This is a genomic window from Streptococcus sp. HMSC076H09 (assembly GCF_001811765.1).
GTDB classification, from domain to species: Bacteria; Bacillota; Bacilli; order Lactobacillales; family Streptococcaceae; genus Streptococcus; species Streptococcus agalactiae.
Genome location: NZ_KV806614.1, coordinates 457,707 through 474,359, shown reverse-complemented (window position 1 = coordinate 474,359; position 16,653 = coordinate 457,707). Strand labels below are relative to the sequence as shown.

The following is a 16,653-nucleotide window of genomic DNA, read 5'->3' as shown; positions in this document are numbered from 1 at the left end:
ATACACTTAAATTTTGTTATAATAAGGGTATTGAAATATTAAAGTATAGAATAGGATAGGATATGAGTAAAATCAAAATTGTAACGGATTCTTCCATTACCATTGAACCAGAACTTATTAAAGAGCTTGACATTACAGTTGTTCCCTTGTCAGTTATGATAGATGGTACCTTGTATTCAGACAATGACTTAAAAGCACAAGGGGAATTCTTGAACCTAATGCGTGGAAGTAAGGAATTGCCAAAAACAAGTCAACCACCTGTAGGTGTTTTTGCAGAAATTTATGAAAAATTAATGAATGAAGGTGCGGAACATATCATTGCAATTCATTTAACGCATACACTATCAGGAACTATTGAAGCATCACGCCAGGGAGCTAATATTGCTGGTGCAGATGTTACAGTTATTGATTCTACTTTTACAGACCAGTGTCAAAAATTCCAGGTTGTAGAAGCTGCGAAATTAGCTAAAGAGGGAGCTGATTTAGATACCATCTTGGCTCGTGTGGAAGAAGTACGCCAGAAGTCAGAATTATTTATTGGCGTATCGACCCTTGAAAATTTAGTAAAAGGTGGTCGTATTGGACGTGTAACAGGTCTCCTAAGTTCATTGCTTAATATAAAAGTAATTATGGAGCTAACAAACCATGAATTAGTACCGATTGTTAAAGGTCGCGGTCTAAAGACCTTCAGCAAATGGTTAGATAATTTTGTTGAAAGTGCCCAAACACGAAAAATTGCTGAAATTGGCATCTCCTACTGTGGTAAAGCTGATATGGCTAATAACTTTAAAGAAAAACTAGCTGTTCTAGGTGCTCCTATATCCGTTTTAGAAACTGGCTCAATCATCCAAACTCATACTGGTGAGGATGCATTTGCTGTTATGGTTCGTTATGAATAAGAAAAAAATACTTACCGGACTTTCTTTTTTTCTGGTAAGTCTTCTTTTATCTTTTGGGATTTTTTCCTTGATCATTCCAAAATCAAATCCTAAATTAACAAAAAAAGACTTCCTAACAAAGAAAGTTATCCCACTTAACTATGTTGCTCTTGGAGATTCTCTGACCGAAGGTGTGGGCGATACAACCTCTCAAGGTGGTTTTGTCCCACTGCTATCAGAATCACTCCATAATCGATACTCTTACCAAGTGACTTCTGTTAATTATGGTGTGTCTGGGAATACTAGTCAACAAATTTTAAAACGTATGACGACGGATCCTCAAATCGAAAAAGATTTAGAGAAAGCTGATTTATTGACGCTAACTGTTGGTGGTAATGATGTCTTGGCTGTTATTCGTAAAGAGCTCAGTCATTTATCACTAAATTCCTTTGAGAAACCAGCAGAAGCATATAAGGAACGTTTGAAAGAAATCCTTGCAAAAGCAAGACAAGATAATCCTAAATTGCCTATTTATGTTTTAGGCATTTATAATCCTTTTTACCTAAACTTTCCACAATTAACTAAAATGCAAACCGTTATTGATAATTGGAATAAAGCTACAAAAGAAGTAGTTGATGCTTCAGAAAATGTTTATTTTGTCCCAATTAATGACCGCCTTTATAAGGGAATAAATGGTAAAGAGGGTATTACAGAGTCATCAAATAGTCAGGCAAGTATCACTAATGATGCTCTCTTTACTGGAGACCATTTTCATCCCAATAATATTGGCTATCAAATCATGTCTAACGCCGTTATGGAGAAAATAAATGAAACAAAAAAAAACTGGCCGTAATTTAAATTTCTGGAAATGGGCATTTCTCTTATTGTTGGCAATTAACCTTTCCTTCACAGCAGTGATTGCAAGTCGCTTAATTCAAGTACGTGAGCCTAATACAGGAAAAATTTCGACTGGGGTACAAGATAAAGTAAAAGTAGGTACTTTTACGACCAATAAGTCGCAACTGAATAAGACAATTGCACTTTATTTAAAACAATATCAAACTAAGAAGATGAATTATAAGATTTATGCTGCTTCATCTTCTATACTATTTGAAGGCTCTTATCAATTATTAGGTTATGAAGTGCCTTTATACATCTATTTTGAACCTTATCGTTTAACAAATGGCGCTGTTCAACTTAAAGTGACCTCATTTTCAGTAGGAACTCTTCCGCTTCCAGAAAAAGATGTGTTACAATATATAAAATCATCTTATAAATTGCCAAACTTTGTAGATATAAAACCTAAAAAATCGGTTATTAATATTAATTTGCAAGATTTAAAAAATAAAGAAGGTATTTATTTGAAAGCGACTGCAATTGATTTAGTAAACGATAATTTTAGTTTCGATATTTTTAAGAAAAAGCCCTAAAATGACGTTAAATACTTGACCTTAAGCCTTTTTTTAGATATCATATAATCTGTTAAAACTTATGTTGTATAAGTTTAGAATTTATTTGGAGGATTTGTTAACATGGCTAACAAACAAGATTTAATTGCAAAAGTAGCAGAAGCTACAGAATTAACTAAAAAAGATTCAGCAGCAGCAGTAGATGCAGTTTTCGCAGCTGTAGCAGATTACCTTGCTGAAGGTGAAAAAGTACAATTAATCGGTTTTGGTAACTTTGAAGTTCGTGAACGTGCAGCTCGTAAAGGTCGTAACCCACAAACTGGTGCAGAAATCGAAATTGCAGCATCAAAAGTTCCAGCATTTAAAGCTGGTAAAGCTCTTAAAGACGCTGTTAAATAATTCGTCTAGAAAAACCTTGTCATATCAATGTTTATTGATAGCGACAAGGTTCTTTTTTATATCCAATACTCAATAAATGACTAGAGAGATTAAAGGAATTTAGAGTTTCAAATGTGTTAGAGCATACCCTTGAATTATCTTAACTGTGATGTTATAATTCCTAAAAGATAAGTTAAAAGAGAGGTTGCGAAAGAGAATGTCAGAAAAAGCTATACTATTAATTATCCTTATTGCTTTTGTTATTATCGCTATTATAAAGATAGCTCTGTTAAAGTTATATATGAATACGATAAAACCTAAAGTAGATAATGAAGGAAACATCATAACAAAGCCTGTAAAGGATGATTTAACACCCGAGGAACGTGAAGAACGTGAATTTGATAAAGATTGGTAAAATCAATATAAAAGAGCAAACAAGGTTTGCTCTTTTATTATTTTTAAAGGTAATTAAGTTGTCCTCGAAAATCCTCCAATGATTGATAGCCTTTATCAGCCATTATTTCTTTTAATTCTCTGCTTACACGCTGAAAAATTTCTGGTCCTTCTTTTTGTAAAGCGGTTCCGATTTGGACCATACTAGCTCCACATAGAATGTGTTCAAAGGCATCACGGCCGTTTTTAACACCACCTGTTCCGATAATTTTAATTGAAGGATTTAAACGTTTGTAGAAAGCATGGACGTTAGCTAAGGCGGTAGGCTTGATAAAATCCCCACCGATACCTCCAAAGCCATTTTTAGGCTTTATAACGACAGTTTCATCATCAATAACAAGTCCATTTCCGATAGAATTAACACAGTTAATAAAAGCTAAAGGATATTTGTTAAAAATTGTAGCTGCTTGATCAAAGTGAACGATATCAAAGTAAGGTGGTAATTTGATGCCCAATGGCTTTTGATAATAGCTAAAGATTTCTGAAAGGATGAGGTCAGTCATTTCAAAATCATAAGCAATTTGAGGTTTTCCAGGAACATTTGGGCACGATAAATTTAACTCTATTAGGCCATTGTAACTACTGTTTTCAACCTTTTTAAGAATAATATGTGTCTCTTCTGGTGATAAACCTACTAATGATAAAACGTGATTTTTGCTATTGTCTTGATCTTGTAATTCAGTCACGAAATCAAGATAATAGTCAATACCTTTATTAGGGAGTCCCATAGAATTAATTGATCCCCAGTCAGTATCTGCATAACGTGGTTGAGGGTTTCCCTCTCTAGCTTCAAGGGTACCTGTTTTTGTAACAAAGGAACCAGCTTCAGAATTTTCAATAGCTAATAACTCTTCCTTAGTCATACAATAAATACCCGCTGCATTCATCAAACAATTGTCAAAACTAAAACCAGCAATTTCCGTTTTTAGCGATACCATAATATCCTCCTGAAGATAAATTTTTACTATTTTATCACTTGATTAATAGAGCTGCAAGAAAATAATGATAATGGTAATAAAATTTCGATAAATAACGAACATTATTGTTTGTGTAAACAATAATAGTAAAGAAATAAAAGATGCTTTCTATAATGCATAAAAAATAAGCTTATGTAAGCTTATTTTTTATGTTCGGCGTAAGATTTTCTTTAGTAATTGAATACTCTTATATTTTAATGGATTTGGGTAGTAGCGGAAAGTACCCATTTTACGAACAATGTAACCATTAAAATTCTGTTTAAAGCGAAGTACGCCATCTGAACCATCAAAATTTCCTTGAATACCTAAAAAATTATAGAAAGTTGATTGACGCTTTAAAGCCTCTTGCATAACATATTCTTGAAGAACTGCAGGCGCATAAAATTTATTAAATTCTGTGTATGAGCCAGAGAAAAGATAGACAGTTTCTTTAGGGCTATAAATAAAGAGGCTACCAGCTAAAACAACATCTTGATTTCCAAATTTTTGAATAAAAGGTTCGACTTCTTTGCGACGTTTATCTAAACTAGCTAGTTGATTGACAAGCTCAGTACGTTGACGATGGTATTTGGCAGAATCTGTATTATTTTGATGGCGATTATCAAGGACTGTAATCTGTTCTTCCAATTTCTTTGCATTTAATTGTAGGTTATGATCATATTCCCTAAAGTTTAGAGTTGCAATGACAAATTCCGCCTTATCTCCGAAACTATCATAAAAATCTTGATAATAATCTAGAGATTTATCCATATAGTCCCGGCGATCAGAAGTAGAAGAAGTAATATCCTTAAAGATATGTAGTTCTTCCCGCTTGAGGACACGTATTTTTATACCAAAAGACATGGCTTTCTTAACCAAGGGGCGTCCTTTTTTAGAGAAAGATTTAAGAAGATTTTGAGGAGTGATACCTTCTAGATTTTTAACATAATGCCAATCAGGTTCACCGCCAGGATAACCAATATGAAGCCCATCGTGGTGATAACCTATACTAGTCAGGTCATCAATAAGATAGGTGTTCGGTGCACCTTTAGGCTCACCTTCACCAGTAAACTCTTGGTAGGTATCATAAGGTTTAATTAATAATTCTAAAGCGCCCTGAGATTTGGCATAGTTCTGTAGTTCTTTATAAAAATGTTTCAGATATTTAGAATTGGAATGGGCTGGACCAGAATTGACTTCCATATGAAGTCCACCAGTCATTGGGATGGTATAAACAATACTGATGATTTCCATTTTCCCGTCGATTTGGTAGCCCATGTAGGTAATGTCATACCCACGTTTTTTTAGAAGCTTTGCCATCTCAGGGGTTTGCATAAACGATTGTAAATCGTAATTTCCTGAATAACTTTCGAACTCTTTAGCTGTTAATTCTTTAAGCGCCATAAAAGTATCCTTTCCTAACTAGCTATTACGTTTTTTGCGTAAGGCATAGACATAATTAGAGGCTTTATAAAGCAATCTGTTCACTGGAATGTTAAATTCTCCAATAAATTCCTCAATGATTGGTTCGAACTTAGACTTAAAATGATATAAACCACCAGATAAGTCATTCTCAATCCCCCCCATATTTTGCCAAATATTTCCACGTTCAAAAGCCCTTTGAGCTGTTTCAAACCAAGTGTAAATAGGAGCAGAATAAGATTTAAAGTAATCGTCCATACCAGCATAAATATTTTCTGATGTATTACCAAATTCTAGAGTGAGGGTTGCAGCCAATGGAATAATGTCTCGGTCATAGGCTTTTTGAGCTTCTTTGAGAAAATCAATTTCTTTATTTAATCGATCAATCGTACCTTGGTGTTGTTTAACTTTTTTCTCACGATTAAGTTCAAGTGATTTTATTCTTTCAGATTGGGCTATCTGACATTCTTTTTCTATTTTTTCTAATCGTTTTGCAACATCTAGCGAAGCCATTGTGATGTATGAGTTATTAGGATACGTATCAAGGAGTTTTTGGTAGTAGTCAATTCCTCTAAGATTTATCCCTTTACGGTCTTCCGTTTTTTTCATCAACTCTGCAAAATCTTCAAGTAGTTCATGGCTACCAAATTGTATATCTACTCCCTTATTTTTGGAAGTTCGAATAGCTTGACGAGTTTTTTTAGACATTTTATCAAGTCCAAATTGATTAGCATATAGGTTTGCCTGAAAACGTGGTTGGATAGTATGAGCTAAATCTGTTGTCCGACCAGTCCAATCAGCACCTGCACGCTGTAAATGATCAATGGCGATTAACCCTTCTTTTTCATCGGGCGAATTTTCAAAATCTTTGGCATTGACCATTTTTAAATAGATGAGAGGATCACACTTGATAAAGAGAGCTCTTTGTTTTTTGCCAAAAGCTTTAAGGTCCTTAAGGACCTTAGTTACAATATCTAGATTGGAGTAATCCATGATTGGTCCACGCGGAATATATAGCATGGAGAAGCCAAGAGGAAGTGATTTGATGAGAATACTAGCGCTGGCAATTTGGGTTTCACCGTCAAAAAAGCCAAGTAATTGACTACCCCAGTTGTCTTTTACTTTGGGCCAATTAGAAGATTGAAGTAGGTTTGTTTGGTTGGATTCGCTCACAAAGCGATCGTGTTCGACAGCGGTAATTTCTCTATACATGAGTTTCCTTTCTTAGTGAGAGTGTCTTTGTTTTTTTCGAATAGTATAGGCTAGGTTGGCCAATTTATATAATAATGGATTGATTGCTAGATTAAACTCGCCAATATATTCTTCAAACATTGGATTGAAGTTACTTTTAAATTTTGTTAAACCATCGTTAAGACTTCCCTCGACACCGCCTAGATTAGCAGATACAATATCGTTTTTGAAAGCATCTTCGAACACCCTAGCATTCAAGAGATACTGTGGATAAAATTTACGGAAGCTATCATCCATACCAGCATACAACATCTCCAGGACATTGCCAAAACGAATGGACAAAATTCCTGCAATGACAGGCTCATCTGGATATTTCTTGCTAAACTCCTGAAATTCAAGGATATATTGTTTAACAGAAGCTTCTTGTTGATTTAGCCTTGTCAGGCGACTTTTTTGATGGGATGGAGTTTCTGATAAATCTTTTTGGATTTGAAGAAGTTGTTCTTTAAATTGCGCTAATCTTTTAGGAAGATTGACTTTAGCTAAATAGAGATAGGCATCTTCTCCATAAATTGTCATTAGTTGATGGAAATAGTTTTCATTACGTAAAGCTACACCTTTACGATTCTCGGTTAATGCTACAACCGTGGCGAATTTAGGTAAATCATCAATGTTGGCACGATAAATTTGAACACCGCGATGCTTTGCATCTTTTATCAGACGTTTAGTGTGTTTTGGAAAGTTTTCTTCTATATTTGCTTTGGTATAGATATTCGCTTGAAAACGAGGTTGGATGGTTTCGGAAATGGCTTTCGTTGGACCTATCCATTGGGCACCTGCTGACTTAAGATTATCAATTGCCTGTCTACTTTCATCTATCTCTTCGGCGACATTCTCTTCTTTAAGGTGATATTGACGTAGAAGAAGTGCTGGATCGAATTTTGCAAAAACAGCACGTTTCTTTCGTCCAAAGTTTTTTAGTGTTTTTAACACAAAGTTAACTAATTCTTTATTGCTGTAGTCCATAATAGGTCCACGTGGAATATAAAGCATTGTAAAACCAAGTGGTAATGATTTAATTAAGATGCTAGCTACAGCAACTAATTGGTCATCTTTATAAAAGCCTAAACGTTCATTTTGCCAATTTGATTTTACTTGTGCCCACTTTGAAGAGTGGAGGAGATTGGTTTGAGACGATGCAATAGCAAAGGCATCATATTCTTTTTCGGATATTCCAACGGTAACATGATACATCAGTTTATTACCCATTCACGTAGTGCGTAGGCTACGCCACTTTCCTCGTTTGATTTGGTGATATATTTTGCTATTTTTTTTAGTTCAGGATTGCCGTTTTGCATAACAACAGGATTTCCAACAACTTCAAGCATAGCACGGTCATTTTCTTCATCACCAATAGCCATTGTTTGATCTACAGTTAATCCCATTTTCTCTGCAAGATGGAGAAGTGCAGTGCCTTTATTAACGTTTTTGGGTAAAATTTCTAAATAAAAAGGAGTTGATTTTACAATAGTGTAGTTATCGAGAACTTTTTTTGGAATTTTAGCAATTGCTGCATCTAAGATGTCAGGTTGATCAATCATCATTAGTTTAATGATTTCTTTGTCTCCCATTTCTTCAGGAGTACGATAGAAGAGCGGCATATTAACTAAAGTTGCTTCGTGTATTGTATATTTACCAATATCACGATTTGCTGTGTAAATTCCTTCTTTTGTAATGGCGTGCATGTGGACGCCTAATTTACGCGCTAACAGTTCGAAATCCAGATAGTCTTCATAGGTTAAGGTTTCTTTGATGATGTCATCTCCTGTGGCTGTGTCTTGAACTAGACCGCCGTTAAAGGTGATAACATAATCTCCCTCTTCATTGAGTTTCAATTCTTCTAAAAGATCTTGGACTCCGATGATTGGACGTCCTGTAGCAATAACAATTTTAACGCCTTTTGATTTTGCTTCTTGAACAGCTTTAGCCACTTCAGGTGTAATTTCACGCTTACTATTTAATAGGGTGCCGTCAATATCTACGGCAACAAGTTTAATTGAAGTCATTTTATCTCCCACTCTTTATTCAATATCCTAAAATACTCACCTTATATCTTACTAAAAAATAAAGGGTTTGTCATGAATGGCTATTATCTTTCGTGAGTGTCAAATGCTCATTTGTGATATAAGATTGAAATTCTTCTTTTGTACTTGAAAATAGGCTATCTAATGTCAACATTTCTTTTGGAAAATAAAAACGTTGATCACCATAATTAGATCCAGTTAATGCTTTTACAATCGGTGATAAGCTTGATAATTCAGCAAGTTGTCCATTCTTTTGGATAATTTGAATTTCTGTTCGTGGATTTGAATGTTCAGGCCGATAAACATCGTAAGGTAAGTCAAAATTAGCATGGACACCAGTGTAATAATCGGGATCAAAACCAACCTGTGAGACTAGTTCTTTCATTTTAACTAGATTTTCTTTATCAGACTCTTCAAAGGTAATTGATTTAAAGACTTTTCGATTGATAAAACGATTAGCTAAATCTGCCAAAATGTTATCATCAGCTTGCATCCAAGATTGGAAGTAAGTATTCATTACCCCATCATCTAGGGCTAAATAATCTTGTAAATCATATTGATCCGTGAAGAAAGGAATAAGATTTGGAGAAGTTTGTTCAAAAAAATCGCGATGGGTATCAAATAAGAAGCGAGCACGTTTTAGTAAATTTTGTAAGAGTAATTCCATAGCACGACTGGCTGGATGGAAATAAACTTGCATATACATTTGGAAGCGACTAACAATATAATCTTCCACAGCGTGCATCCCGTTACGAGCAAAAGCAATTCCAGAATCGGTTGGTCTAATAACGCGTAAAATTCGTGTTAAATCAAATTGTCCATAGCTAGCAGCAGTGTAGTAAGAATCTCTGAGAAGATAGTCCATTCGATCACAATCAATTTGACTAGAAATTAATTGAACAACTTGTTTATTGGGGTAGCTATGATTAATAACACTAGCTACTTTATCAGGAAAATCAGGAGCCACCTTTCGTAAAATAGCATTAATCTCTGTGGTAGGATTGGTGATGATTTCCTGAGTGTAAGCTTCATGATCAGTATTGAAGAGACGCTCAAATGTATGAGAATATGCGCCATGTCCGATATCATGTAGTAGGGCGGCAGCCATCGTTAGCAGGGACTCATTTTTATTCCAAAGATCAGAATAATGTTCATCAAAGATTTCTGTAACTTTACGAGCCAGTTCATAAACTCCGAGACAATGTGAAAAACGACTATGCTCTGCACCATGGAAGGTAAAAGAAGTCGTTGAGGTTTGTTTAATGCGTCGTAAACGTTGAAATTCTTTAGTGTTAATCAAGTCATATATGACTTGATTATTTACATGGATATAAGTGTGAACGGGGTCACGAAATACTTTTTCATTCATATATATATTATAGCAAAAATTGAAACTTGAGTCAGAAATTGGTAGAATAGAAGGATAAAAGAAGTGAGAGAAGTCATGAAACTAGAAATTAACAATAACATTCAAATTGACAACGAAACCGAAATGATTCATGAGATTCACGATTGTCAATTTATTGAAAAAGGAAGTTACGTTTATTTGAATTATATTAATGCTGAGGGCGAGAGGGTAGTTATTAAGGCAAATCATGAGGAATTGCTTATGACGAAGTTTTCAAATCCTAAGTCTGTAATGCGTTTTCATCGTGAAACGCCTGCTTTGGTTAATATCCCCACTCCACTTGGTGTTCAACATTTGATTACAGAGACAAGTCACTATCAGTTTGATTTGTCACAGCAAAGGTTGCATATCAATTATGTCCTTAAGCAAACGGAGACAGGAGACTGTTTTGCAAATTATGAATTAAGGATTCAATGGTATTAAGATAACTACCATTAACAAAAGAGTAGTCGTTATGAATTTCGTTTACTGAAGACGCTGGGATCTCTTTATGAGAGCCATTTATTTGATAAACTGCAGTGTGGTTTATTTCGACTAGATGAACTTCGTTTTTTCCCTTGAGATTATTAGTGATAGCAAGGATAATTAATTGAAAAATGGATTTTTTTCTGTTACAATGATTAACATATCAAGGGAGTAGCAGACGGTTTACCGTGGCAATGTCGTCATTACGAAAGAAATTTCCGGCGTTGTCTTAAACAGCGAGACTTGTTTTCATAAAAACAGGTCTCTTTTTGTTTGTGGAGAGACCAAAGGAGGAAAGGTTTTGTTAAAAGAACAGAAAAAATCCTTGTTTTACACACAAGGTCAAGAAGAGGTTCTAACGTCTTTAGAATCTTCTCGTGAAGGATTATCAACGACAGAAGCGAAAAATCGCTTAGAGATGTATGGTCGCAATGAGCTTGAAGAAGGGAAAAAACGTAGTCTAATAGCTAAGTTTTTTGACCAATTCAAAGATTTAATGATTATTATCTTACTGGTTGCTGCAGCTCTCTCTGTTATTACGGAAGGTATGCATGGCTTAACGGATGCATTGATTATCTTGGCGGTTGTTATCTTAAATGCAGCTTTTGGTGTTTATCAAGAGGGGCAAGCCGAAGCAGCTATTGAAGCCCTCAAAGATATGTCAAGCCCAATTGCGCGTGTTCGTCGTGATGGTCATACTATTGAGGTGGATTCTAAAGAACTAGTTCCTGGTGACCTCGTTATGTTAGAAGCAGGAGATGTTGTTCCCGCAGATTTACGACTTTTAGAAGCCGCGTCTCTAAAAATTGAAGAAGCAGCTCTAACTGGTGAGTCAGTACCTGTTGAGAAAGACATATCTCAAGTAGTAGCAGAGGATGCAGGTATTGGTGACCGTGTGAATATGGCGTATCAAAATTCAAATGTCACGTATGGTCGAGGATATGGTGTTGTTACTAACACAGGGATGTATACTGAAGTTGGTAAAATTGCGGACATGTTGGCAAATGCTGATGAATCTGAAACACCATTGAAACAAAGTTTAGTTCAACTTTCTAAATTATTGACTTACTTAATCGTGATTATTGCGGTTATTACTTTCTTAGTGGGGATATTTGTCCGTAAAGAAGGTTGGATTGAAGGATTGATGACTTCAGTTGCTTTAGCAGTTGCAGCTATTCCAGAAGGGCTTCCTGCAATTGTTACGATTGTCTTATCAATGGGAACAAAAACTCTTGCTAAACGTAATTCTATCGTTCGTAAACTCCCTGCAGTTGAAACTTTAGGTTCTACAGAAATCATTGCATCAGATAAGACTGGTACTCTGACAATGAATCAAATGACTGTCGAAAAAGTGTATACTAATGGTGTTCTCCAATCATCTTCGGAAGAAATTTCAGTTGATAATAACACTTTACGTATTATGAATTTCTCCAACGATACTAAGATTGATCCTTCAGGAAAATTAATTGGTGACCCAACAGAGACTGCACTGGTACAATTTGGTTTAGATAAGAATTTTGATGTCCGTGAAGTTTTGAAAAATGAACCACGTGTAGCTGAGTTACCATTTGATTCAGATCGTAAGTTAATGTCTACGATTCATAAAGAATCAGATGGTCGCTACTTTATCGCAGTCAAAGGTGCTCCTGATCAATTATTAAAACGAGTTACTAAAATTGAAGATAATGGCTTGGTTCGTGATATCACGGCTGAAGATAAAGAGGCTATCCTAAATACCAATAAAGAACTCGCAAAACAAGCTCTTCGTGTCTTGATGATGGCTTATAAATATGAAACACAAATTCCAACTTTAGAGACTGATATTGTTGAGTCAGATTTAGTATTCTCAGGTTTAGTGGGAATGATTGACCCTGAGCGTCCAGAAGCGGCAGAAGCTGTTCGAGTTGCTAAAGAAGCAGGAATTCGTCCGATTATGATTACCGGGGACCATCAAGATACTGCAGAAGCTATTGCAAAGCGTCTAGGTATTATTGATGCAAATGACACAGAAGATCATGTCTTTACGGGTGCTGAACTTAATGAATTAAGTGATGAAGAGTTTCAAAAAGTATTTAAACAATATTCTGTCTATGCACGTGTTTCTCCTGAACATAAAGTGCGTATCGTGAAAGCTTGGCAAAACGATGGTAAAGTCGTTGCCATGACTGGTGATGGTGTTAATGATGCTCCATCGCTAAAAACAGCAGATATTGGTATTGGTATGGGAATAACTGGTACGGAAGTTTCCAAAGGTGCTTCTGATATGGTCCTTGCTGATGATAATTTTGCAACTATTATTGTGGCTGTTGAGGAAGGACGTAAAGTCTTCTCAAATATCCAAAAATCTATTCAATATCTTCTTTCAGCCAACATGGCAGAGGTATTTACAATTTTCTTTGCAACGTTATTAGGATGGGATGTACTTGCACCGGTTCACCTTCTTTGGATTAACTTGGTAACAGATACTCTTCCAGCTATCGCTCTTGGAGTTGAGCCAGCTGAACCAGGAGTTATGACACATAAACCTCGTGGTCGCCAGTCAAACTTCTTTGATGGTGGTGTTATGGGAGCTATTATCTATCAAGGTATTTTACAAACTATCTTAGTACTTGGTGTCTATGGTTGGGCATTGATGTATCCAGAACATGCTGGTTATCGCATGATTCACGCAGATGCCCTTACGATGGCCTTTGCAACGCTTGGTTTAATCCAATTGGTACATGCATTTAACGTTAAGTCAGTTTACCAATCAATCTTTACAGTTGGAGCTTTTAAAAATAGAACCTTTAACTGGTCTATTCCAGTAGCTTTCATTCTTTTGATGGTGACTATTGTTGTTCCTGGATTTAATAAACTTTTCCATGTAACTCATTTAAGTTCAACACAATGGTTAACTGTAGTTATCGGAAGTTTATTGATGGTAGTGTTAACGGAAATTGTTAAATTTATCCAACGTAAATTAGGACAAGACGAAAAAGCTATTTAGTTTAGCTGATAAAAAAACTCACTTAGAATATCTAAGTGAGTTTTTTAGCAATCAAATATTGTCATAGAGTTGCGTAATTCGTCTTCAAAATATTTTTTTCGATAGTTTTCAAAACTATCCAAATGCTTAACGGCATTATACCTTTTGCTAAGATTCCAGGTTAAATTAGGGTTATGATTGGGATTCTGATTGACAAAGTCAATAGTTAAATTCCATTCTCTAATATATCCAAGTGGTCTAGAATGATAAGTAGTTTCTCCAATTTTAACGTCGTCAAATGAGCGGTGTGCATGACCAAAAACAACATCTTTGATATGATATTTTTGGAATAAATCATGATAAGCCTGACTCCCCAAAAAAGCATTAAAAGGAGAGAATCTAGGATGAGTCATCGTGAACTGTTTATGGGGAACAAAGTGCATAGCAATAATGATATTTGAAGAATCGACTTTTGATAATATTTCGTCTAAGCGTTTTAAAATTGATGCTTGGATAGTTACATCATTATTTGGACGTTTTAAACGTCTATCAAACCAAAAAGTCTTTTTTAATTTTTCAACATTCTTGATGTCTCTATTATTTGAAAAGCTGTAATCATACCAGCCATGAAAAGCTAGTAGCATTTTTTTGTCAAATCGATAGGTTTGAAAGTCAAGGCGTTGGATTTCTGTTTCTGTTAAATCAAGCATATCATGGTTTCCTAAATTATAGCTAAGTTTAATATGCTTTTTTAAGTTATTGATAAAGGGAAGTGTATCTTTAGTAAAATGATTAGATATATCTCCAGCGATATGGAGGTGATCAATTTTTTCTTTCTTAAGCAAATTAATTAACGTTTTCGTCTCAAAGGTAGAAAAATGATTGAGGTCAATATGTAAATCACTCATGATAGCAAGTTTGGTCATAAGGATATTGTACCATATTGTAGTTCAAAGAGATAAACAGTAAATTTTTGAAATAGTTTTAAAGTCATTCTATAATAGATATGTCATTGTAGAATGCGCTTTCACAAGTGTGTTTAGAAGCTTTATATTTAAGGTGCCTTAAGGAGGTCTTATGTCTAATTTTTATAAGCTCTTGAAAGAAAAATTTCCTCGAAAAGAAGATATCGTAACAGAAATGATCAATTTAGAAGCTATTTGTCAATTACCCAAAGGGACAGAATATTTTATTAGTGATTTACACGGGGAATACGATGCTGTTGATTATCTCTTACGGACAGGCGCAGGGTCTATTAGAGCTAAATTATTAGACTGCTTTGATTGGCAGAAAATAGTTGCTGTTGATTTAGATGATTTTTGTATACTGCTTTATTACCCAAAGGAAAAATTAGCCTTCGATAAAATGAACTTGTCAGCAAGTGCTTATAAAACGAAGTTATGGGAAATGATTCCGTTACAAATACAAGTTTTAAAATATTTTTCTAGTAAATATACAAAATCTAAAGTACGTAAGCAATTGCCAGGTAAGTTTGCTTACATTATCGAAGAACTTTTAGCTGAGATTGACCGTAACCCAGAGAAGAAAAGCTATTTTGATACTATTATTGAAAAATTATTTGAATTAGACCAAGTAGAAGATTTAATTATAGTATTATCCCAAACAATTCAAGTTTTAATCATTGACCATTTACATGTTGTAGGGGATATTTACGATCGTGGTAGGTATCCTGATCGTATCTTGAATAGGTTAATGGCTTTTCCAAATTTGGATATCCAATGGGGGAACCATGATGTTACTTGGATGGGAGCAGTATCTGGTTCCTACCTTTGTATGGTAAATGTTATCCGTATTGCTGCACGTTATAATAATATTACTTTAATTGAAGACCGATATGGTATCAATTTGCGTCGCTTGGTTGATTACTCACGCCGTTACTATGAACCTCTACCTTCTTTCGTTCCTATATTAGATGGAGAGGAAATGACTCATCCAGATGAACTAGACTTGTTAAATATGATACAACAAGCAACAGCAATTTTACAGTTTAAATTGGAAGCCCAATTGATTGACAGGCGTCCAGAATTTCAAATGCATAATCGGCAACTTATTAACCAGGTAAATTATAAAGATTTAAGTATATCTATTAAGGGAGTTGTGCATCAACTTAAAGATTTTAATAGTAGATGCATTGATTCGAAAAATCCCAGTCGATTAACAAGTGAGGAAGAAGAGCTTTTACAACAATTGATGATAGCCTTCCAGACTTCTGAAAGTTTAAAGAAACATATTGATTTCTTATTTGCGAAAGGAAGTATGTATTTAACCTATAATGATAATCTTTTATTCCATGGTTGCATACCAATGCATAGTAATGGTGATTTTAAAAGCTTTAAAATTGCAGGAAAAACTTATGGTGGTAGGGATTTACTGGATTTATTTGAAAGTCAAATACGTCTAGCATATGCTAGACCAGAGAAACATGATGATTTGGCGACAGATATCATTTGGTATCTTTGGTGTGGTGAAAATTCTTCTCTTTTTGGTAAGAATGCCATGACTACTTTTGAGCGCTATTATGTTTCCGACAAAGTAACTCATCAAGAAAGAAAAAATCCCTACTTTAAACTGAGAGATAAAGATGATATTTGCACTACTCTTTTACAAGAGTTTGATTTGCCTAAGTTTGGACATATTGTCAATGGTCATACGCCAGTCAAAGAAAAAAATGGTGAGCAACCGATAAAAGCAAATGGTAAGATGTTAGTAATTGATGGTGGCTTTGCCAAAGGTTATCAGAAAAATACAGGTTTAGCTGGCTACACTTTGATTTATAATAGCTATGGGATACAATTAATTTCACACCTTCCTTTTACATCCATTGAGGAAGTTTTAAGTGGAACCAACTATATCATTGATACGAAGCGATTAGTAGAAGAAGCCAAGGATAGGATTCTTGTAAAAGATACAACTATTGGACAAAAGTTAACCAAAGAGATTAAAGACTTAGATCACCTTTATCGTCATTTTCAGGAATATGATGACTAGTGTTTAAGTAATTTACTAATTGATATGTAGGATTT

Annotated in this window: 15 protein-coding genes; 8 read left to right on the top strand and 7 right to left on the bottom strand. The window is 34.8% G+C overall.

Annotated features, from left to right (window positions below; translation table 11 throughout):
* The first annotated feature begins 62 nt into the window (after positions 1 to 62).
* From HMPREF2818_RS09300 to HMPREF2818_RS09280, 5 genes are all read left to right on the top strand, one after another.
* Positions 63 to 899 carry a DegV family protein gene (locus tag HMPREF2818_RS09300; RefSeq protein ID WP_000034835.1) on the top strand — a complete coding sequence of 279 codons (837 nt, stop codon included), beginning with the start codon at positions 63 to 65 and terminating at the stop codon, positions 897 to 899.
* Entirely contained in the window at positions 892 to 1,731 is an 840-nt protein-coding gene (locus HMPREF2818_RS09295) for an SGNH/GDSL hydrolase family protein (protein WP_001035225.1), read from the top strand. The genes HMPREF2818_RS09300 and HMPREF2818_RS09295 overlap by 8 nt, the downstream gene beginning before the upstream one ends.
* Complete coding sequence (locus HMPREF2818_RS09290; RefSeq protein ID WP_000810625.1) at positions 1,706 to 2,308, top strand: YpmS family protein; 603 nt, start codon at positions 1,706 to 1,708, stop codon at positions 2,306 to 2,308. Before HMPREF2818_RS09295 ends, HMPREF2818_RS09290 begins: the two co-directional genes overlap by 26 nt.
* Positions 2,309 to 2,410: 102 nt before the next feature.
* Entirely contained in the window at positions 2,411 to 2,686 is a 276-nt protein-coding gene (locus tag HMPREF2818_RS09285) for an HU family DNA-binding protein (RefSeq protein ID WP_001284634.1), read from the top strand.
* 196 nt (positions 2,687 to 2,882) lie between these two features.
* The gene (locus HMPREF2818_RS09280; protein WP_001290370.1) at positions 2,883 to 3,080 is read left to right on the top strand and encodes a hypothetical protein; all 198 of its coding nucleotides are present in this window, start codon (positions 2,883 to 2,885) and stop codon (positions 3,078 to 3,080) included.
* 43 nt (positions 3,081 to 3,123) lie between these two features.
* Here the strand turns inward: HMPREF2818_RS09280 and HMPREF2818_RS09275 are convergent, their stop codons facing one another.
* The 6 genes from HMPREF2818_RS09275 to HMPREF2818_RS09250 form a co-directional block, all read right to left on the bottom strand.
* Positions 3,124 to 4,056: a dihydroorotate oxidase gene (locus HMPREF2818_RS09275; protein ID WP_000254063.1), complete on the bottom strand. Its 933-nt coding sequence runs from the start codon at positions 4,054 to 4,056 to the stop codon at positions 3,124 to 3,126.
* A 186-nt stretch (positions 4,057 to 4,242) separates the two neighbouring features.
* On the bottom strand, positions 4,243 to 5,478 hold the full coding sequence (locus HMPREF2818_RS09270; protein WP_001185382.1) for an aminoacyltransferase: 1,236 nt from the start codon (positions 5,476 to 5,478) through the stop codon (positions 4,243 to 4,245).
* Positions 5,479 to 5,496: 18 nt separating this feature from the next.
* Positions 5,497 to 6,708, bottom strand: a complete 1,212-nt coding sequence (locus HMPREF2818_RS09265; protein ID WP_000285514.1) for an aminoacyltransferase — start codon at positions 6,706 to 6,708, stop codon at positions 5,497 to 5,499.
* 12 nt (positions 6,709 to 6,720) lie between these two features.
* Positions 6,721 to 7,941, bottom strand: a complete 1,221-nt coding sequence (locus tag HMPREF2818_RS09260; protein ID WP_001865557.1) for an aminoacyltransferase — start codon at positions 7,939 to 7,941, stop codon at positions 6,721 to 6,723.
* Complete coding sequence (yidA, locus tag HMPREF2818_RS09255) at positions 7,941 to 8,753, bottom strand: sugar-phosphatase (RefSeq protein WP_000200666.1); 813 nt, start codon at positions 8,751 to 8,753, stop codon at positions 7,941 to 7,943. Before yidA ends, HMPREF2818_RS09260 begins: the two co-directional genes overlap by 1 nt.
* A gap of 70 nt (positions 8,754 to 8,823) precedes the next feature.
* Positions 8,824 to 10,140 (bottom strand): HD domain-containing protein, encoded by a 1,317-nt coding sequence (locus HMPREF2818_RS09250; RefSeq protein ID WP_001003543.1) that lies wholly within the window; start codon positions 10,138 to 10,140, stop codon positions 8,824 to 8,826.
* A gap of 75 nt (positions 10,141 to 10,215) precedes the next feature.
* Between HMPREF2818_RS09250 and HMPREF2818_RS09245 the strand changes: the two genes are divergently transcribed.
* Entirely contained in the window at positions 10,216 to 10,602 is a 387-nt protein-coding gene (locus tag HMPREF2818_RS09245) for a YwiB family protein (protein WP_001867193.1), read from the top strand.
* 343 nt (positions 10,603 to 10,945) lie between these two features.
* Complete coding sequence (locus HMPREF2818_RS09240) at positions 10,946 to 13,630, top strand: calcium-translocating P-type ATPase, PMCA-type (protein ID WP_000910750.1); 2,685 nt, start codon at positions 10,946 to 10,948, stop codon at positions 13,628 to 13,630.
* Positions 13,631 to 13,674: 44 nt separating this feature from the next.
* On the opposite strand, the gene HMPREF2818_RS09235 is transcribed toward HMPREF2818_RS09240, so the two are convergent.
* Entirely contained in the window at positions 13,675 to 14,535 is an 861-nt protein-coding gene (locus HMPREF2818_RS09235) for a metallophosphoesterase (protein ID WP_000163485.1), read from the bottom strand.
* A 151-nt stretch (positions 14,536 to 14,686) separates the two neighbouring features.
* On the opposite strand from HMPREF2818_RS09235, the gene HMPREF2818_RS09230 reads away from it, so the two are divergent.
* Positions 14,687 to 16,618 carry a fructose-bisphosphatase class III gene (locus HMPREF2818_RS09230; RefSeq protein ID WP_000064633.1) on the top strand — a complete coding sequence of 644 codons (1,932 nt, stop codon included), beginning with the start codon at positions 14,687 to 14,689 and terminating at the stop codon, positions 16,616 to 16,618.
* Positions 16,619 to 16,653: the final 35 nt, after the last annotated feature.